General features: G+C 60.2%; 18 protein-coding genes and 1 tRNA gene. 13 read left to right on the top strand and 6 right to left on the bottom strand.

Annotation, left to right across the window (positions count from 1 at the left end; all coding sequences use genetic code 11):
- Window positions 1-77: 77 nt before the first annotated feature.
- Both ACVWVY_RS17445 and ACVWVY_RS17450 read right to left on the bottom strand, forming a co-directional pair.
- Entirely contained in the window at window positions 78-221 is a 144-nt protein-coding gene (locus ACVWVY_RS17445; protein ID WP_456627530.1) for a hypothetical protein, read from the bottom strand.
- A gap of 240 nt (window positions 222-461) precedes the next feature.
- The gene (locus tag ACVWVY_RS17450) at window positions 462-2291 is read right to left on the bottom strand and encodes an SLC13 family permease (protein ID WP_456627531.1); all 1830 of its coding nucleotides are present in this window, start codon (window positions 2289-2291) and stop codon (window positions 462-464) included.
- Window positions 2292-2431: 140 nt separating this feature from the next.
- On the opposite strand from ACVWVY_RS17450, the gene ACVWVY_RS17455 reads away from it, so the two are divergent.
- The 7 genes from ACVWVY_RS17455 (at window position 2432) to ACVWVY_RS17485 (ending at window position 7856) form a co-directional block, all read left to right on the top strand.
- Complete coding sequence (locus ACVWVY_RS17455; RefSeq protein ID WP_456627532.1) at window positions 2432-3319, top strand: transglutaminase family protein; 888 nt, start codon at window positions 2432-2434, stop codon at window positions 3317-3319.
- Between the two features lie 764 nt (window positions 3320-4083).
- Complete coding sequence (locus tag ACVWVY_RS17460) at window positions 4084-4332, top strand: hypothetical protein (protein ID WP_456627533.1); 249 nt, start codon at window positions 4084-4086, stop codon at window positions 4330-4332.
- Complete coding sequence (locus tag ACVWVY_RS17465) at window positions 4333-5220, top strand: DUF1259 domain-containing protein (protein ID WP_456627534.1); 888 nt, start codon at window positions 4333-4335, stop codon at window positions 5218-5220.
- A 110-nt stretch (window positions 5221-5330) separates the two neighbouring features.
- The gene (locus ACVWVY_RS17470) at window positions 5331-6077 is read left to right on the top strand and encodes a sulfite exporter TauE/SafE family protein (RefSeq protein ID WP_456627535.1); all 747 of its coding nucleotides are present in this window, start codon (window positions 5331-5333) and stop codon (window positions 6075-6077) included.
- A gap of 133 nt (window positions 6078-6210) precedes the next feature.
- The gene (locus tag ACVWVY_RS17475; RefSeq protein ID WP_456627536.1) at window positions 6211-6981 is read left to right on the top strand and encodes a hypothetical protein; all 771 of its coding nucleotides are present in this window, start codon (window positions 6211-6213) and stop codon (window positions 6979-6981) included.
- Window positions 6982-7010: 29 nt separating this feature from the next.
- On the top strand, window positions 7011-7475 hold the full coding sequence (locus ACVWVY_RS17480) for a chromate resistance protein ChrB domain-containing protein (RefSeq protein WP_456627537.1): 465 nt from the start codon (window positions 7011-7013) through the stop codon (window positions 7473-7475).
- Between the two features lie 231 nt (window positions 7476-7706).
- Window positions 7707-7856: a DUF1127 domain-containing protein gene (locus ACVWVY_RS17485; protein WP_456632234.1), complete on the top strand. Its 150-nt coding sequence runs from the start codon at window positions 7707-7709 to the stop codon at window positions 7854-7856.
- A 133-nt stretch (window positions 7857-7989) separates the two neighbouring features.
- Here the strand turns inward: ACVWVY_RS17485 and ACVWVY_RS17490 are convergent, their stop codons facing one another.
- Together ACVWVY_RS17490 and ACVWVY_RS17495 are read right to left on the bottom strand one after the other, a co-directional pair.
- A complete protein-coding gene (locus ACVWVY_RS17490; protein WP_456627538.1) occupies window positions 7990-9063 on the bottom strand; it encodes a DMT family transporter in 1074 nt (357 codons plus the stop codon).
- 158 nt (window positions 9064-9221) lie between these two features.
- Window positions 9222-10283, bottom strand: a complete 1062-nt coding sequence (locus tag ACVWVY_RS17495) for an adenylate/guanylate cyclase domain-containing protein (RefSeq protein ID WP_456627539.1) — start codon at window positions 10281-10283, stop codon at window positions 9222-9224.
- Window positions 10284-11325: 1042 nt separating this feature from the next.
- Here ACVWVY_RS17495 and ACVWVY_RS17500 point away from each other — a divergent pair.
- The 5 genes from ACVWVY_RS17500 to ACVWVY_RS17520 all read left to right on the top strand — a co-directional run bounded on the left by ACVWVY_RS17500 (window position 11326) and on the right by ACVWVY_RS17520 (window position 15405).
- Entirely contained in the window at window positions 11326-12327 is a 1002-nt protein-coding gene (locus tag ACVWVY_RS17500) for a TRAP transporter substrate-binding protein (protein ID WP_456627540.1), read from the top strand.
- A 214-nt stretch (window positions 12328-12541) separates the two neighbouring features.
- The gene (locus tag ACVWVY_RS17505; RefSeq protein ID WP_456632235.1) at window positions 12542-13117 is read left to right on the top strand and encodes a TRAP transporter small permease; all 576 of its coding nucleotides are present in this window, start codon (window positions 12542-12544) and stop codon (window positions 13115-13117) included.
- Entirely contained in the window at window positions 13114-14439 is a 1326-nt protein-coding gene (locus ACVWVY_RS17510) for a TRAP transporter large permease (RefSeq protein WP_456627541.1), read from the top strand. The genes ACVWVY_RS17505 and ACVWVY_RS17510 overlap by 4 nt, the downstream gene beginning before the upstream one ends.
- A 132-nt stretch (window positions 14440-14571) precedes the next feature.
- A complete protein-coding gene (locus tag ACVWVY_RS17515) occupies window positions 14572-15153 on the top strand; it encodes a Spy/CpxP family protein refolding chaperone (protein ID WP_456627542.1) in 582 nt (193 codons plus the stop codon).
- 176 nt (window positions 15154-15329) lie between these two features.
- Window positions 15330-15405 (top strand) — tRNA-Lys (locus ACVWVY_RS17520).
- Window positions 15406-15462: 57 nt separating this feature from the next.
- Here the strand turns inward: ACVWVY_RS17520 and ACVWVY_RS17525 are convergent.
- Together ACVWVY_RS17525 and ACVWVY_RS17530 are read right to left on the bottom strand one after the other, a co-directional pair.
- Window positions 15463-16734 (bottom strand): hypothetical protein, encoded by a 1272-nt coding sequence (locus tag ACVWVY_RS17525; protein WP_456627543.1) that lies wholly within the window; start codon window positions 16732-16734, stop codon window positions 15463-15465.
- A complete protein-coding gene (locus tag ACVWVY_RS17530; protein ID WP_456627544.1) occupies window positions 16731-17096 on the bottom strand; it encodes a hypothetical protein in 366 nt (121 codons plus the stop codon). The genes ACVWVY_RS17525 and ACVWVY_RS17530 overlap by 4 nt, the downstream gene beginning before the upstream one ends.
- 391 nt (window positions 17097-17487) lie before the next feature.
- Between ACVWVY_RS17530 and ACVWVY_RS17535 the strand changes: the two genes are divergently transcribed.
- Window positions 17488-18111: an ankyrin repeat domain-containing protein gene (locus ACVWVY_RS17535; RefSeq protein ID WP_456627545.1), complete on the top strand. Its 624-nt coding sequence runs from the start codon at window positions 17488-17490 to the stop codon at window positions 18109-18111.
- Window positions 18112-18186: the final 75 nt, after the last annotated feature.

Here is an 18186-nt window from a genome sequence, read left to right on the forward strand (position 1 = left end):
CGCGGCGCCTTGGCGCCGCGTTTTTGCGTGAGGTTGGGAGCCGTCGAAACTGCGAGCCGTCGCAGGATGGATCGCCTCTACTTCCGGTTCGCGCCGGGCAGTTGCACGGGAATGTGCGGCGAGGTGCTGATCACCCTCGGACTTCCATCGGCGTAGGCCGGGTCGCGCTCGGCCAGGCTCCGGATCGTTTCCAAAAGCAGCATGTACTTTTCGGCGAGCATGGCATTTCCAGTTCTGCGATGGTCCCGCCGCTAGTCTGGCGAGACTCAGGGGATTCGTTAGCTTGCCACGATGCCGGAGTCCGATTTCAGGAAGTTTTCGAGCAATCACAAAAATGGCTTCGTCCGTCGGGTGAAGTGTTTCGTCGCGCCCGGCTGCACGAAACCGAGATTACCGAATCGTTAATTGCTGCGGCGCAGCGCCGCCCATGCGCCTCGCGAGCGTCCCGGCGGCCGCCAAGCTCAAAACGGAAGAAAAATTGGGACGAGGAGCACACTCACGATCGCGGCAATCATCGAGAACGGCACGCCCACCTTGACGAAGTCGCCGAAACTATATTGCCCGGGACCCACGACCAGCGTGTTTACCGGCGAGGAGATCGGCGTCATGAAAGCCGTGGATGCAGCCAGCGCGATGATCATTGCGAACGGATAGGGCGAGGCGCCGAGGTCCTTGGCGATGGCCAGCGCCACGGGCGCCATCAGGACGGCCGTGGCCGTATTGGAGATGAACAAGCCCAGCGCCGCGGTGATGACGAACAGGGTCGCCAATACGAAACGCGGCGCGGCGGCTCCAACCAGGCCGACGACCGCGTCGGCAGCGAGATCGACCCCTCCCGTCCGCTGCAGGGCCAGCGAAAACGGCAGCATGCCGACGATCAGGATGAGGGTCTTCCAGTTGATGGAGCGATAGGCGCTGTTGAAATCGACGCAGCCCAAAAGCCCCATCAGCAGGCAGCCAATCAGCGCGGCCTGGACGTTCGGCACCAAACCGCTGACCATCAGCACGACCACCAGCCCGAGTACTGCAAGCGCATGCAGCGCCCGCTGTGCTGCGGGAAGAACTTCCTCCAGTTCAATCGGCATGTTCAGGACGACCACGTCGTCGGTGTGGGACTGGAGATCCCTGATGTCGGACCAAAAGCCGGTCAGCAGGAGAATGTCGCCGATCTTCAACGTTTCCTCCCGCAGGTCGTGCATGACCACTCTGTTGCCGTGCCGCAACCCGATGACGGTGAGGCCGTATTCGGAGCGAATCCGGGCCTCGAGCACGGTCCGGCCGATCAGCGTGGATTCGGCCGGCAGGATGACCTCGGCCGCGCCGATCTCCTGGGAGCGGTCGACAAAGTAGTTTCCGATCTCGCTGAGCGGCAGCGGCTCGAGGTCTAGCGACTGCCACAGCTTGTTGGCGCCGTCATTCGAGATGTCCACATCGGCGAGCAGCACGTCGCCGGCCTGCAGTTCGGTCTGTGCGGTTGGACGAAGCACCTTGGCCGCAAACCCACTCCCACGCTCGATGGCGAGAAGGTTTACGCCCGCGGAGCGGAGCGACAGTTCGTCGAGGCGCTTTCCGATGAGCGACGAGCCGGCACTTACGCGGCCGCGCTTTTCGCGGTCGGCGAGGCCGTATTGCTCGATCCAGCGCGCAAGCCTGGGGCGGCGGTCCGCCGCGGCGGGCGGGCTCTTGCTGGAGAGCAGGCCGCGCGCGAAAAGCATATAGATGATACCCAGTGCGAGCAGCGGCAGCCCGAACGGAGTAAAGCTGAAAAAATTAAACCCCTGCGCACCCTGCCGGATCAGTTCAGCGTTCACGACCAGATTGGGCGCCGTTGCCACCAGTGTCAGCATCCCGCTGATCAGCGCGGCAAAACTCAGCGGCATCATTAGCCGGCCTGGCGCCATGCCGCGATTTTGCGAGATGCGCAGCACCACGGGGATGAAAATGGCGACAACAGCGGTTGAACTCATCAGGGAGCCGAGGCCACCTACGGCCGCCATCAACAGGACGAGCAGGCGGTTCTCGCTGCTGCCGGCCTTCGCGTCGAGCCAATCGCCGAGCCGTCGCGCGACGCCGGTCCTCACGAGACCTTCGCCAATGACGAATAGCGCGGCGATCAGTATGATCGATGGATCGGCAAAGCCCGCAAGCGCTTCGTTTACGGTAATGACGCCGGTGAAGGGCATCGAGACCATCACGAGGAGCGCGACTGCGTCCATGCGGGGCCGGTTGATGATGAACATCACGATGGCGGCCGCGAGCATCAGCAGGATCAGGGCGAGATCGAGGCTCATCAAGACCTCTTTCCATCGGTGGCGGCGCCTAGCCACTGATCTGTAAGTTGGCTACCGTTGTCTAACGTAGAGGGTCTCCGGCGCTCGGTACATCGAGCCCGCTCGGTCCAATGGAGTCAATCCGGTCGCAGGAGGCTCGTATGGCAAAAATCGGCATCGTCCACACCACCGAATACACCTACCGCAACCCGGTAGGCCTGCTGCGGCATAAGCTGATGGTCCGGCCGGACGAGAGCCACGACCTTCGCCTGCACAGCGCGATGCTGAAGGTCGAACCGGACCCGAATGCGATTTACTGGAAGCATGACGTCTTCAATAATTCCATCTGTTACCTCGAATGGCCGGAAGCGCTCAGGACCGAACGGCTCAGCATCGTGTCGACGCTTGACATGACGCATCACCCCGATGGCCAGCCGCTGCCGGTCTACAGCCTCGACGCAACTGCCGAGCAGTTTCCGTGTTCCTACGCCGCTCATGAGATTCCCGATCTGGCGCGCCTCGCCGAACGCCAGATGCCGGACCCCGAGCGAAAGGTCGACGCCTGGGCCCGCCGTGTCGTGTCGGAAGTGGAAACCAAGCAGACGCTACGCGTACTGGAAGCGATGACGCATGCGATCAAGCAGGAGTTCAATTATCGCGCCCGCTACGAGGAGGGTACGCAGACGGCCGCCCAGACGCTGACGTTAGGTTCTGGCACCTGCCGCGACTTTGCGGTGCTGATGATGGAAGCGCTGCGCAGCTTCGGCCTCGCCACGCGTTTTGTCACCGGCTATTTGTACGACGATCCCTCGGGCACGACCGTGGGCGGCGGCAGCACGCACGCCTGGTGCAGCGTCTATCTGCCCGGTGCAGGCTGGATCGAATACGATCCGACCAATGGTTTGATTGCCGGCGCCAACCTGATCCGCGTGGGCGTGACCAGGGAGGCGGAACAGGCCATCCCGATATCGGGCGGCTTCGTCGGCAATGCGGACGATCCGACCGGACTGCATGTGGATGTATCGGTCCACGCCGTACCGAAACTTTAAACGCGGACCTCGATGGACCGTTCCCCGTTCATTGGCGAGCAGCGGATCATCAAGGTCCCTTTCGGCCGCTCGCCCCGAAAGCGCAGCATCGCGGCAATGGCTGCCAAACAGGCGAATTCTCGAAGACGCGGCTTCTGATCGCGCATCGAATTTGCGCAGCGCGGCACAAGTTTGCACTGCCACCAGGTCGACAATTGTGCTCTCTTTGGCTGCGCGACCACTCGCTGATCATTTCAGCCCCAGCCGATGGTCGCTGCCCCGGCGTTGATTCCCACGATTCGCGCCGGTCGCCTTGTTCATGCGTTCACCTGAGTGGCAGCCATGGTGCAGAACCTAGTAGCCGGATTGGTCGTGGTAGCTTTGATCATCATGGGCGTGCTTGCCTACGCCCAGAAACACGAGGGGTGCTTGCACGGGCGCTCGCTTCAAACCTTCAAGCCCTGCGGATCAGTTAGCGTTGACCTGTAGCGCTGGCCGCGACGCTGCGGCCAACTGGCGCGATTTGGTGCTCACGATCCCGGGCAAATCCCGGTGCGCCTATCTCCGTCTCGCGTTGGAGCGATCCGAGGCAGGCGCGGTCAGCGCTGGGTTTCTCCGCTTGCGCGCGTGAAGTTGCGCCGCGGTTCGATGGACGGCCGGCCTCGCAAACACCTTGCAAGCCCGGCCCTTTCGAACTAATTTGGCTTGCGGGGAATTGCAGACTCCCCATCAGACGGGTTCCGTCCAAGCTCTGCGCAATGCTCGACGTGTCGAGGAAATTGCGCATGGACGATCGAAAACCTCCAATTTCGCAAAGTGCTCCTTGTCGAAAAACCGACGCTGACGCGGCGGTGATCGATTCTGTTCGCCAAGGCTCTTCAGTAGTTCAAGGCTCGTCAGTCGTTTATTTCTGCAGTGCGGAGGAAGTCAGCGAAGGCTTCGCCATTGCGTTACGAGCGATGGGATTCGACGAAATTCTGCTGTCAGATCTTATGGCGCAGTCTGTCATCACCTCAAACCCGGAGGAGAGATAGATGGATCTCAAACTTTGGCTTGTGACCTCGATCCTTGCGGTCTCGTTCACGACGATCGCGGCCGCTCAGGAAATCGACTGGAAGAAGGTCGATGACACGTTTGGAAGAAAGCCCGCGGTCTCGGGCGATGTGCACCGCTACGGTTTCCCCCGGACCGATCTGACCGTCACTCTCGATGGCGTCACTATCAAACCAGCTTTGGCACTCGGAGGCTGGGTGGCGTTCAAGCCGATGCACGGCGAGGCCATGATCATGGGCGACCTCGTGCTGCTCGAGACCGAAATCAATCCGGTCATGCTGAAGATGATTGAAGGTGGGCTTGAGATCACCGCCGTCCACAATCACCTGCTGCGCGCCAGCCCGGCCACGTTCTACATGCATGTCGGAGGTCATGGCGATCCCACAAAGATGGCCACCGTTATTCGGGAGGCTCTGGCGGTGAGCAAGACACCTCTCGCGACACCGGCCGCGGCGCCTCCGCCAACCGTCGAACTCGATACCGCACAGCTTGATCAGATCATCGGCGTCAAAGGACAGGTAAACGGCGGCGTCTACCAATTCGCCGTGCCGCGCCGTGATCCGGTCACGGAAAATGGCATGCAGATCAGCCCGGTTGGACCGATGGGCGTAGCGATAGCCATCGGTTTTCAGCCCACCGGTGGCGGCAAGGCAGCCATCTCCGGGGATTTCGTCCTCTCCGGCGACGAGGTGAATCCGGTGATCAGGACATTGCGAGCAAACGGCATCGACGTAACCGCCGTCCACAGCCACATGCTGGACGAACAACCGCGGCTGTTCTTCCTTCATTTCTGGGCTAATGACGACGCGTTGAAACTTGCTCAAGGACTTCGCGCAGCGCTCGACAAAACAGCCAGCACAAAGAGTTAGGAGTAAGGGAACTCGACCACGCTACAAATTCCGCGGGGATCCGCGCAGCCTCCCCATCAGATGGGTGTCCATCCAAGTGCTCGTTACCTCGCTTTCGGGGGCGCGAACTTATGGACGGATGGATCCTCACTCCTTTTTTTCTTGCGGCCTTTGCCGGCGGTTTCGTCAGCGGCTTCTCCGGGTTCGCAATGGGCCTCGTTGTGTCGGGTGTGTGGCTGCACATCATTACGCCAATACAAACCGCGGCACTAATCGCCGGCTACGGTCTGCTCACGCAGGGCTACGGCATCCTGAAACTGCGTCAGGCGTTGGACTGGCAAAAAATATGGCCGCTCTCGCTAGGCACGACCATTGGCATCCCGATCGGAGTGATCCTGCTGAGCCATCTCAATCCGGTCTATCTGCGGTTCGGGGTGGGCGTATTGCTCGTGCTCTACACGGTTTATGGCTTGGCGCGGCCAGCGATCAAGCCGATGAAAATTAGAGTCGGAGCCGACATCGGCATTGGCATCGTCAACGGGCTTGTCGGCGGACTGACCGGACTCGGCGGCGTCGTGTCGACCATATCTTGCCAATGGCGCGGCTGGACGAAGGATTTGCAAAGGGCGGTGTTTCAGCCGGTACTGTTCGCTGCCTTTGTGGTCATCTCCATTTCAATGGGCATCACCGGCGCGTTCACGCAGGAAACCCTTAAACTCTATGCGCTGGGCTTCCCATTCATGCTGGCCGGCCTGTGGAGCGGGTTCAAGCTCTATGGAACCATTAATGACGAGACATTCCGCAAAGCGGTGCTGGTACTTCTTCTGTTTGCCGGTCTGTCGCTGATTGTGCCTGCAGTGTTTGTTCAACCTTCGTGAGGTCGTCATGCCCCTGAAAGCAATCGGAACCATCACCATACCAGGCGCCGCGGGCAGCGAGTTCGATCACGCCGCCTTCGATGCAAGGAGCCGGCGTGTCTTCATTGCACACACCGCCCGCGATTGCGTCGAGGTGATCGACCACGATGCCGGCAAGCACCTTACTACTTTGCCGGGATTTCCAGGCGTGGCAGGCGCCGTCGCCGACGACGGACAAATTCTGGTCACGAACCGCGGCAGCGCCAGCGTTGCCTTGCTTGATGCCAACACCCTGAAAACGCGCGCCACGTACAAGACCGGCGGCCGACCGAATGGTGCTGTGATCGTCGCGCAATCTGGCCTCGGGATTGCAGCCTGCATCGGCGACGATGGGGAAACTCCGACGCTTCAGCTCTTCGAACTGAACGGTCCCAGGCATGCGTCGATAGACCTGCCGGGACGGCCACGCTGGTGCGTTACCGATGCAACCGCCGAACGGGTGTTCCTCTGCATCCGCGAGCCGTCCATGGTGCTCGTGGCGCGCTTGCCCGACCTTGGCGCCGTGATGCATTGGAAAGTCCCCTCATCAGGGGCCCACGGTCTTGATATCGACCACTCCAGAGGCCGGCTTTATGTCGCCTGTGATGATTCAACATTGGTTGAGATGAGTAGCACGTCAGGGGAAATCGTTAATGTCTGGCCAATCGGAGGCCCGCCGGATGTCACGTTTTTCAACCCCGCGACCGGCCTGGTTCACGTCGCCATCGGGGAGCCTGGGCTTGTCGATTCCATCGATCCGCGCAACGGACGTAGCACGCGAACCGTGACCGGCGCTGGCGCGCATACCACGGCGCTGGTGGCGCCGGACCAACTCTACGTAATTTCAGCGGCACATGGCGGAGTGCTCGTTCTCTCGGACGCTTGATACCCGCCAACACAAGAAGGAGAATCAAGATGAAATGGATCACCCGCGAAAAAGTTAAGGTAGATCGCGTCGCATGTCCGTGGCTCATTAAGAAGTTTGTCGATAAGGACGCCGAGTTCGTATTTGTGCCGGGCGAGAAGGTGATGGCGGAGGCGAAGCGGCTCGACGCGATACCCTACGACGTTAAAGACGTCGAGCTTGGCCATCACGGCAAGGAATGCTCGTTTGAGGCCATCCTGAAAAAGTACGAGCTGACGGGTGATCCGGCCTTGATGTTGCTTGGTCGGATCGTCAACGGTGCCGACACGGACAACACGCTGTACAATCAACCGGAGGGGCCGGGACTGGAAGCTGTCGCCGAAGGCTTTCGGCATCTCGGCTTCAAGGATGACCACGAACACAATGCGGCAGGGTGGATCATCTATGACGCGCTCTATGCGTATTGCCGCGAGATGGTAAAGCGCGGCAAGCCGCACGGCGACTTCATGAGTTGATGATCGCGAGTATCGCTTGAGCACCACAGGCGCGCATGATACAGTAGTCACTCGGGCCATTGACAACCGCCCGATCAGCTTCCGCAGCCAAGCGTTGTTTCACTCCATTATGGAGGTGAAACCATGTCTTGCGGCAGCACGACGTCTAATTCAACGTATTACAATCACGCATCTGCGCGCTCGTTTCCAGACACCGGATGGTGGAAAATTCCGCTTGCGTGGTTTCTCGCAATGGGACTGGCGTGGGAACGCCGATGCCAATACAGGCAACTTCTCGAACGCGATGATCGGTTGCTCGCCGACATGGGTTTATCGAGAACGGCCGTTGAGGAAGTGCGCAGGTCTCCGTTGTATCTGATTGCGTGGCGCGACAGCCGGTAACAACCTTGACGCCAAGGGTCCGCCGCACCGCTCGAACTTCGCCAGTTTCGATATCGTTCGCGCGGCGCGGCCCCAGGGCGCGGGAAGTATCGCACATTCCTGCTGCCAGCCCTCGCGGCGCGTAAATCGAATGCTAATGATTGCCCCTTTCGTGCCCGTGCCGATGATGCAGATCGGGGTAATGCGGGTGTTTGTGCCGCATTGGCTTGTGCTCATGCCAATGCGCGTGCGGTTCGGTCACGGGGCCGTCATGGTCGTGCTGGTGGTGATCGTCATGGACATGGCGGTGCTCGTGCGCAAACGCTTCGTGCAAATGGTCGTGTTCATGTCGTTCGGTGAGATGTAGCCAAAGCCCCAGCCCCATCAACAGTGCCGCAAAAGCCAGCTTGAACGTCAGTGGCTCTCCGAGGCCTAAAGCGATCAGCGCCCCAATAAAGGGGGCAAGCGAGAAGTAGGCGCCGGTACGGGCCGTCCCAAGATGACGGAGGGCAAGCACGAAAAGAACGAGGCTGACCCCGATCGCGAAGAACCCGAGGGTGGCAGCGGCAGTGGCGATACCAGTAGGTGGCAGCCCATCGCCGAGCCAAAATCCGCCCGCCATGTTCGCCGCTCCAGCAGCAAGGCCCTTGATCATTGCAATCGTGACTGGGTCGGCTGACGACAATTTGCGCGTTAGATTGTTATCAACGCCCCAGCATATGCAGGCGCCGGCAATGAGCGCCGCCCCGACGTCAAGTGAGAAGCTCTGCCCCTCCCATGACAAGACTATTGCGCCGAGGATAATGGCCAAAGCGCCCAACAATAGGCGTCTATCGACGTTCTCGCGAAAGACCAGCCACGCCATTCCCATCGTTGCAAGGCTTTCGAGATTGAGGAGCAAAGACGCCGAGGCAGCCGGAGTACGGCTGAGGCCAAACATAAGCAACGTAGGACCAACGATGCCGCCAAAGAAAACAATGACGACGAGCCAAGGCAGATCATGCCGCCTGAGAGGGGCCTCAGGGGCCGAAACCCGGAATGCCGCGCGTGCGGTGTGCACGACTGCCAAGCCCAGGCCTGCGCCGAGGTAGAGCAGCCCTGCCAGCATCTGTGGACCGATGCTGGCGAGAAGCATTTTTGAAAGCGGTGCGGCTGCTCCGAACAGGGCGGCCGAAGCCAGCGCCAATGGCACCCCCGGCACCTGAACAGGTGATTGACCCAACTTCATTTGTCCGCCCGTGAATGTTAGCTGCAACCACTCCGCGGTATATCCGGCCGTCAAAGAAACCGCTGAAGCAAAAATTCAGCGAAGGTCTGATGCGGATGGGCTGGCGGAAGACCCGAGCATTTCACCGTCATTGCCAGCCCACGCCGACGGCGTGTCGGCTAGTGCGACGTTTCATTGCATAGGCGATAGACCTCAAGTCCAGCAAGGGCTGCCGGCAACGGCTCCAGCGTCACAGGCCGGAACCGATTGTGCGAGGGATTGTCCAACAGCGCGCTGCGTACTGCGCCAGTGACGAAGATGCCGTACTCTTGGCTGTCCAGGAGCTTGGCCGATGCATTCTGCAATCGCGACGCGATCCAAACGTCGCGGCCGTAGAGAAAGGATCTGAATGTGTAAAGGGTGCCACGGTGAAGCCCGATACTGATCGTGCAGCCGAATTGTTCCCGGTGCCGAATTGCTTCCCAGTTCTGAGTCAATCGCTCTGCCCCGGCAATAGCCTGCGCGGCGTCGGTAAAAGTTATACAATAGGAATCTCCAAGGTTGAACCGGACCGTACCGCTGAATTCCTGCGCTATGCCGCGTGTCACTGCATCCAGCGCATCGAGGATACGCTCTACGGTGGCACTGGTGGGTCCGGCATCAAGCATCGCGCCGAAACGCTCGAGATCGGAGAACAGGATGTAGGTGTCGGCGAGTACTCGCGTGCGATGACGCTGTTCGATACGGTAAATCGGCATTCGCTCAGCAAAGCCCTTGAACACGAAATTCTCGACGAGCGCGGTCTGGATTTCGGCCGACGTAATGGCGAGGCGAGCAGCAGTCGTGAGGTAAATTTCGTCGGCCGGCGTCACCGCCTCCACGCGGGCTGCGAGTGCAAATGCATCACCGATGAAGTCGCCGTCCTGAAACGCGATATCGCCGAGCGCGATCACAATCCGGATGGCCAGCCGGTCGTCTCCGCGGTTGAGCTGCGCTAGTCGCAACGCGTCTTGCATCGCGATGGCCGCTTTGGCCGCGCTGGTTACACTGGGAAATTCCAACCAATAGCCATCGCCCGCTCCCTTGATGATGCTGCCGTTGTGCTCAGCGGCGTGGCGCGCCAGGAATTCGCGGTGCTCGCTGAGAAGGGCCTGCAGATCGGCCGCCAGCAGCTCGCGGAAACGGGATGTCGAGCCGCTGATATCGGTCTTCATGACCACAGTGGTGCGAAGCGGATTCATCTTGCGCCATCGCTTCTATGCGCCCGCTGGTGCTCAGCCTATAGCAATTTTCGGTTCATTGGGAGGCAAATGAAACGGCATAGTAAGCATACCGGATGGGCTCGCCGTCGCTTCGGCCACCCTATGGACTGCGAGCCGATTTGCCTTGCGTGCGAGCGCAACTTTATGAAGCGGCCTGCGGCACGATGGCACGACGGGCAAATCACTTCTGATTTTCAGAAATCGTGTCAAGCCCGGGATTGAGAAATATTCCACTTTCGTTCTCAGGCAAATCAGTCGCATAACTCCGTCCGTCTCACGGCGGATGAGGGGCGTCGGCCATCGTCACGAACGCGCGGTGAGATGCGATGGACGCAAGAGCTGCGACTGACGTGTGTGGCTCAAGCGTACGGCGAAGTCGTGTGGTTCGGGCGCCGCGGTGCTGGCGTTAAGCGTGCGATAAGAAGCGCAGGCGACGGAGGCAAAAGAGCCGTTCTCCGGGAAGAGCACGAAGTAAGTCGTAAAGCCATTGCGCAGGGAAGGCCGGAGTGTTCCCGCTGCCCTGTATGCTCGTGTGCCCTTTTGCTTGCGCAAATCGCACGCGGGACCGCGGGTGCGGCAAGCACCCGGTCTTCCCTGCGCCCTCTGATAAAAGGGGCAAGGTGAATAGCAAACCTCGGGCGCATCACGTCGCGAGAATACGTTAGCTCGTTCAGCCGTCATTGCGAGCCAACGGGTCGCGCGAATGGGCGCCCGATGACAGGCTTCGCGAAGCAATCCAACTCTCCACTTGCGGCGCTATATGGATTGCTTCGCTTCGCTCGCAATGACGGTGGGGCTCTAACTTCCCTGGTCATCATCGCCCGGCTTGCTGCCTCCTCTTCGGCGATCCAGGGGCCAAGCCGCCGCCGCGGTCAGATTGTCGCACTTTTGCAATGCAGCAAAGCTGTGAGGAGGCCCCTGCTAACGGGCAATGGCAATTCGGTCGGCTTGTCTGTATTGGTGCAACTGGCATGCAAGCTTCGGAGCGGACGCGCGCTCCGAAGAAATAACGGGAGAAAACATGCGTAAACTCATCCTGGCTGCGGCATCGATCGCGGCGCTGACTCTGGTCGGACCCGCTGCGGCGCAATCGCCGATCGTGATCAAGTTCAGCCACGTGGTGGCGACCAATACCCCGAAGGGGCTGGCGGCCGAGAAGTTCAAGGAACTCGCCGAAAAATACACCGGCGGCAAGGTCAAGGTCGAAGTCTATCCGAACTCACAGCTCTACAAGGACAAGGAAGAGCTGGAAGCTTTGCAACTCGGCGCGGTGCAGATGCTGGCGCCCTCGAACTCGAAGTTCGGCCCGATCGGGGTCAAGGAATTCGAGGTGTTCGATCTGCCCTACATTCTCCCCGACCTGAAGACGTTGCGCAAAGTCACCGACGGCCCGCTCGGCGCGAGGCTGCTGAAGCTCCTGGACTCCAAGGGCATGACCGGGCTTGCCTACTGGGATAACGGCTTCAAGCAGATGAGCGCCAACAAGAAGGTGGTCGCGCCTGCCGACTACAAGGGCCTGAAATTCCGCATCCAGTCTTCGAAGGTGCTGGAAGCCCAGTTCCGCACGCTTGGCGTGATCCCGCAGGTGATGGCGTTCTCCGAAGTCTACCAGTCGCTGCAGACCGGCGTGGTCGATGGCCAGGAAAACACCTGGTCCAACATCTACACCCAGAAAATGCATGAGGTGCAGAAGTACATGATCAACACCAACCACGGCTATATCGGCTACGTGGTGGTGACCAACAAGAAGTTCTGGGACGGCATGCCGGTGGATATTCGCGAGCAATGCGAAAAGGCGATGAAGGAAGCCACCGAATATGGCAACGGCCAGTCGGCAAAGGAAAACGATGAAGCGCTCGCCGACATCAAGAAGTCCGGCAAGACCGAGATCGTGACGCTGACGCCGGAGCAGGATTCGGTCATGCGCAAGGCGATGGAAGCGGTCTACAAGGATGTTGCCGGCCGCGTCGGCCAGCCCTTGATCGACGAGTTCCTCAAGGAGACGCGCGGCGCGACCAACTAGAAGCGCGTCTTCGAGGTGCGCATCGAGCGATCGAGCTGTCGTTGGGCCGGCAACTCATTCTCCGTCATGGCCGGGCTTGACCCGGCCATCCACGCCTTGCTCGCCGTGCGCGAGTAAGTCGGTGGATGCCCGGGCATAGGCGAGCGGAAGCGACGCCGTTCTTCAGACGCCTAAGCCCGGGCATGACGAACAGTAATATGTGGGGGAAACATTGATACTACTTCGTATCCTCGATCGCCTTGAGGAGCTGCTGATCACATTCCTGATCGCGGCTGCGACTTTGATCATTTTTGTCGCGGTGATGCATCGCTATCTGGTCGGCGTTCCCCTTTTCTACGACATCCTGTTTCCCATCAATCTGTCCTGGGCGCAGGAACTGTGCATCTTCATGTTCGTGTGGATGGCGAAGTTCGGTGCCGCCTACGGCGTGCGCACTGGCATTCACGTCGGCGTCGACGTGCTGGTGAACCAACTCAATCCGCCGTGGCGGAAGGGCACGGTTCTGTTCAGCCTGCTGTGCGGCGCGCTGTTCACGGCCGTGGTCGGGACGATGGGCGCAAAGTTCGTCCACGGGCTTTACTACACCGACCAGGTGACGCCCGACCTCGAGTTGCCGAGCTGGATCATCTATCTCTGCGTCCCGCTCGGCTCCTATCTGATGTGCTTCCGCTTCCTGCAGGTGGCCTATAATTTCTGGTTCACCGGTCATCTGCCCCATCACGACGAAACCCAGGTCGAGGGTGTGGAAATCGACGCTCCCGGTGCCGGCGCTGGGGGGATCGCCCGATGAGCGCCGCGATTATCTTCGGGCTTCTCGTCCTGCTGATGCTGACGGGCATGCCGATCTCGATTGCGCTCGGCCTGACCGTGCTGTCGTTCCTGTTCTTCATGACCACGGTGCCGATCGAATCCGTGGCGCTAAAACTGTTCACCGGCATCGAGAAGTTCGAGATCATGGCGATCCCGTTCTTCATCCTCGCCGGCAATTTCCTCACCCATGGCGGCGTCGCGCGGCGAATGATCGAGTTTGCGCGAACGATGATCGGCCATTGGGCGGGCGGCCTCGGCATCGCGGCGACGATGGCGGCCGCGCTGTTCTCGGCCGTCTCCGGATCCTCGCCGGCGACGGTGGTCGCGATCGGTTCGATCATGCTGCCGGCCATGCTGTCGGTCGGTTATCCCAAGCGCTTTGCGGCCGGCGTCATCGTCACCGGCGGCGCGCTCGGCAATCTGATTCCGCCGTCGATCATCATGGTGATCTATTCGGTCGCGACGAGCGGGGCGGTTTATTTCGGCCCGGCCGGGGAGAAGGTCGGCTCCGCGTCGGTCGGGCAATTGTTCATGGCCGGCATGGTGCCGGGCGTGATCCTCGCGATCATGCTGTCGGCAACCACCTGGTATCGCGCCTGGAAGAACGACTACCCAAGGGTTCCGAAGGCGACATGGGGCGAGGCCTTGCGCGCTTTCCGGGAATCGATCTGGGGAATCTCGCTGATCGTCGTGGTGCTGGGCGGCATTTATCTCGGCTGGTTCACGCCGACGGAAGCCGCAGCCATGAGCGCGGTGTACGCCTTCCTGATCGAGATGTTCATCTACAAGGATTTGCAGTGGAAGGACGTCCCCAAGGTCCTGCTCACATCTGCGAACATGAGTGCGATGATCCTCTATATCGTCACCAATGCGGTGCTGTTCTCGTTCCTGATGACGAGCGAGCAGATCCCGCAGGCGATGTCGAACTGGATCACGGGTAGCGGCATCAACTGGATCACCTTCCTGTTGGTGGTGAACCTGTTGCTGCTTTTGGCCGGCAACGTGATGGAGCCGTCGTCGATCGTGCTGATCATGGCGCCGATCCTCTATCCGATCGCGGTCAAGCTCGGCATCCATCCGGTGCATTTCGGCATTATCATCGTGGTCAACATGGAGATCGGCATGTGCCATCCGCCGGTCGGACTAAATCTCTATGTCGCCTCCGGCATCGCCAAGATGGGCATCACCGAATTGTCGATCGCGGTGCTGCCATGGCTGATCACGCTCCTGATTTTCCTCGGCCTGATCACCTACATCCCGGAATTGTCGCTGTGGCTGCCGCGACTGCTCGGCATGCTCTAGCCGTTGGCGCATTGGGCTGGATCAAACGGGATCACATTACATCTTGGTAAGGGAAGCCTCTCTTGCCAACCTTTAAGTTGAAGGCCGGCTGAGGCGAGCCCATCTTGAGGCAACCTTTCACAGGAGGTTCGCATGAGGAAGTTTGCTATCGCAGCGGTTGCGGTACTCGCCATCGCCGGTTCGACCGCCGTCTATGCCCAGCACCGTCATTGGGGCCATGGCTTTTCGCGGATGAATCCGGAGGACCGGGCGGCCTATACCGACGCCCGGATCGCGGCCGTCCATGCCGGCCTCAAATTGACCGCGGACCAGGAAAAGCTGTGGCCGCCGGTCGAGGCCGCGGTCAGGGAGTTCGCCAAGCTCCGGACCGATCGCGCCAACGCGCGGATGAACGCGCCGCAGGACGATTCCAGCCAGCAGAAGCCGGACGATCCGGTGGCGCGGCTGCGCGACCGGGCCGAGAATATGGCAGCCACCGCGTCGGCCATGAAGAAGATCGCGGAAGCCGCCGACCCGCTCTACAAGACGCTCGATGACGGCCAGAAGCGGCGGCTCGCCGTTCTGACCCGGTTCGGGGGCTGGGAAGGCTGGCGCCACCACCGGTTCGAGCGCGAAATGGGCATGGACCGCGACTCCGATCGGCACCACGGCTACGGCCGCAATCGCGATGACCGGGACGGTGGACCGGCCCGGGGCGGTCCGGAACGGCTCTGACGCGCCCCCTCCAGGGGGCCCGATCCGAACATCGGCGGAAGCCGCTGAAATCCAGCGGCTTTTTGCCGTTTTGGCTGTCAGCCAAAGCCCGGGAAAAGTCGTCTCGGCTTGCTGGACATCCCCGAGTCGCTTTGCTAAACGACGCCCTCTTGTGAGGGCTTTCCGGACCAAGATCCGGGCGCATAGCTCAGTTGGTAGAGCAGATGACTCTTAATCATCGGGTCCCAGGTTCGAGCCCTGGTGCGCCCACCAAGCCTTTCAAGAGCTTAGCAGTCTAGCCAAGCGCCTATTCCGACAAATGATCGTCGGCTATTCCGACAAAACGGCTGGTTTTGTTCGCTCGGCGCGGCGCTTCTGGGCGCCGGAAACAAGCTGCTTCCGGGTGCGCTTCGCGTACGTCGGCAACTGCCTTGCCGAGCGGTGGCGTCCTGCTGCGCGCAGCTCGGCATCGGAGAGATCGGAGTCCGCTCCTTCCGTAAATCCGCCGTGGCGAAATGACGTAAAGCTAAGCTCGTCGCGAAGCCCGGCCGCTCGAATAATGCGCTTGACGGTGGCGCGCAGATAGTCGAGTCCGCCACGTGGTGTTATCCACGGGAGCGGAGCACGCGCGCGGCGGTGTCCGTGATCTCGTCGAAATACGAGACCGCTAACGGTCTGCTCCTTGATGGCGTCCAACTCCGGCATGAGTTCAGGGAAGAGCTGATTGCCCGCTTCATCAAAAAGAGGCCACCATGCTTCTTCGCCGGTTTTGGGGTGAACGACACAAACGCTGTTTGGCCGCGCCTTCGGCCGATAGTGAGAAATTTCGAACGCTCCGAACAAATGCTCTTCGCGTTGAAGCCATTCCCATGCAGTCAGGGCCGCGGTAGCGATTGAGGGATAGCCAAGTCCAAGTGCTGCGTTACGAAACGCCACCAACTCATCCCATGTCGCTGTCGGCGTCTCGGTTTTCTTCTGACCTGGCGCCAGCTTCTTCAGTCCCATTTTTGCAAATGGATTGTCGACGGGGACAATCGCTTCTTCTGCCCGCTGCATCACAAACCAAGCGCGCCTACACGCGCCCATTGCCGCGATCGCCATGCGCCGGCGCTCACGATGTACCACGTTGCCCTCAGCATCGAGGCTCTCGACCACGAGCAGCTTCGCGTAGACCGCGTCCACAAAAGCCTTCGTGAAATCGCCCACCTGTTTCGACCCAGCGCGGCTACCATCTTTTAGGATGTGATCCGCAAAGAGCTTTGTACCTTGTTCATAGGTTCGTTGCGTGTGTGGATCGACGTCTTTCCATTTTTGTTGTTTTTTGAACTCATGCACTAGCCAATCGAAGGAACCCTTGGCGTGGCCTTTGGGCGCAAGGTCCGACAGGCCGCCCGTTCGCCAGGAATCAAACGCCGGAAGTAAAACGTTTTCGGCGCGGGTGACAGCAGCGTCATAGTTCTGGCCGAGCGCCTCGGCTTCCAACGGACAACCTTGCTTGCGCGCCCAACTCGGCGGTTCAAAGAAGTATGCCCAGCGGCCATTCTTCAGCGGCTTGCGGCGGCAGTATCGAGGCAATTTTAACGCGGTTCTCAATGGCTTCATGCGAGCGCTGCCAAGTCGACTTTTGCCAGATTCTGCCTGACCTTGATTCCGGGAGCAACGTGCTCGTCAACAATGACCTTGACCCAGATGGCTTCCCTGGCACGACCCACGCCGCGATACCGGGTGGGAGGCGGGGCTTCGCCGCGAGAAACAGCGAGCACCAATTCGCGCACGCTTCTGAAATCGAGATAAGCCGCCAGCATGTCCATTCGCATCTCGGCCGGCCACGCCCCGTTCACAGGATAGCGGGCGGAAAGTGAGCTGCGCTGAGGTGAGGCACTGCGCAATTTGGGCCCAGGCGTCAACTCCCGCTCTTTGAGCCGGGAGACACCCTTGGACTTTTGAGCGACGGTCTCTTTCATCGTAACGCCGTTTAATGCCGATGCGCGGTGATGACCCCGATCATCATCAGCACTACGATGGGCAACAACAAAGGAAATCAGAGCCCAAGAATGGGATAGAACCGGTGTCTTCAGTCGCACGGCTTCCGGCCTTGGCGTACTGGAGCGTAGCCTATCGTGGCGCGAAAACTTGCGCGCTTCGGTTCGCTGGGAAGCTAAACAATAGTTTCGTCATCGTTATTTCCGTTCTGTCCGACCTCGAATCCGGAACGGCAATCCGCCGCAGAACCCAAAAGGCTCTGTCGAAGAATTGGCAGCATACGCTTGCGTCAAATGCAGTAGACGAAGCCCTTTATTTCGAAAGTTTGCGGACGTCGATCGTGCGCGACGTTGCCAGGACGGTAATTTCATAGTGATCTGTCTGTACGATATCTCTAATGTGAACGCGACGGCTTACAATGGCTTTACACCGCTGCACGTGACGGAGTCGAAGGACATCGCCGCGCTCCTCATCAACGCGGGGGCCGACCTCGACAAGCAGGACAATTGGGGCAAGACGCCGCTGCAGAAGGCGGCCCAGAGTAGCCTGACGCCCGTGGTCGAGGCGATCTTAGAATCCGGGTACCCGTGTGACTTAACGAGCGCTGTGATGCTGGGCAAGCGGGACTTGGCGATCCGGCTTGTGAAGGAAAACCCGGCCGCGCTCAAGCGGCGGCACGCTACGGCAAACCTGTGGGGCGGGGACACGCCGCTGGCTGTGGCGGCGGGCCAGGGGGATATCGAACTGGTCAAGGTCTTCGTCGACGCCGGTGCCGACGTGAACGATGGGACCGTGATGCCCAACGCTGGCCTCGGGAAGGCCACTGCCCTCACCAACGCCGTTTGGGGAGGCCACAAGGAGGTCGTCGAATTGCTCCTTCGCCGGGGGGCGTCCACGGAGGTCGTCGGCGGCAAGTTCTACAGGACCATCCTGGACTACGCCCGTGGCAACTCCCCACCGGAGATCGTGTCGCTACTGGAGAACCCGCCCCGATAGGCTCACGTGCTGTTGAAGGCTGTCCTTAACTCCATCGCGCGAGTTCTGCTGTTGGCAACGAGTTTTTGAAATAGC

It is taken from the genome of Bradyrhizobium sp. URHC0002 (assembly GCF_054059515.1).

What these genes read in the sequence shown, in the direction of transcription:
- ACVWVY_RS17500 (WP_456627540.1), top strand. Translation starts at nt 11,326, where the DNA reads ATGCGTAAACTCATCCTGGCTGCGGCATCGATCGCGGCGCTGACTCTG.
- ACVWVY_RS17490 (WP_456627538.1), bottom strand. Translation starts at nt 9,063, where the DNA reads ATGAAGTTGGGTCAATCACCTGTTCAGGTGCCGGGGGTGCCATTGGCG.
- ACVWVY_RS17470 (WP_456627535.1), top strand. Translation starts at nt 5,331, where the DNA reads ATGGACGGATGGATCCTCACTCCTTTTTTTCTTGCGGCCTTTGCCGGC.
- ACVWVY_RS17525 (WP_456627543.1), bottom strand. Translation starts at nt 16,734, where the DNA reads ATGAAGCCATTGAGAACCGCGTTAAAATTGCCTCGATACTGCCGCCGC.
- ACVWVY_RS17445 (WP_456627530.1), bottom strand. Translation starts at nt 221, where the DNA reads ATGCTCGCCGAAAAGTACATGCTGCTTTTGGAAACGATCCGGAGCCTG.
- ACVWVY_RS17465 (WP_456627534.1), top strand. Translation starts at nt 4,333, where the DNA reads ATGGATCTCAAACTTTGGCTTGTGACCTCGATCCTTGCGGTCTCGTTC.
- ACVWVY_RS17495 (WP_456627539.1), bottom strand. Translation starts at nt 10,283, where the DNA reads ATGAATCCGCTTCGCACCACTGTGGTCATGAAGACCGATATCAGCGGC.
- ACVWVY_RS17460 (WP_456627533.1), top strand. Translation starts at nt 4,084, where the DNA reads ATGGACGATCGAAAACCTCCAATTTCGCAAAGTGCTCCTTGTCGAAAA.
- ACVWVY_RS17510 (WP_456627541.1), top strand. Translation starts at nt 13,114, where the DNA reads ATGAGCGCCGCGATTATCTTCGGGCTTCTCGTCCTGCTGATGCTGACG.
- ACVWVY_RS17480 (WP_456627537.1), top strand. Translation starts at nt 7,011, where the DNA reads ATGAAATGGATCACCCGCGAAAAAGTTAAGGTAGATCGCGTCGCATGT.
- ACVWVY_RS17515 (WP_456627542.1), top strand. Translation starts at nt 14,572, where the DNA reads ATGAGGAAGTTTGCTATCGCAGCGGTTGCGGTACTCGCCATCGCCGGT.
- ACVWVY_RS17530 (WP_456627544.1), bottom strand. Translation starts at nt 17,096, where the DNA reads ATGAAAGAGACCGTCGCTCAAAAGTCCAAGGGTGTCTCCCGGCTCAAA.
- ACVWVY_RS17450 (WP_456627531.1), bottom strand. Translation starts at nt 2,291, where the DNA reads ATGAGCCTCGATCTCGCCCTGATCCTGCTGATGCTCGCGGCCGCCATC.
- ACVWVY_RS17455 (WP_456627532.1), top strand. Translation starts at nt 2,432, where the DNA reads ATGGCAAAAATCGGCATCGTCCACACCACCGAATACACCTACCGCAAC.
- ACVWVY_RS17485 (WP_456632234.1), top strand. Translation starts at nt 7,707, where the DNA reads ATGGGACTGGCGTGGGAACGCCGATGCCAATACAGGCAACTTCTCGAA.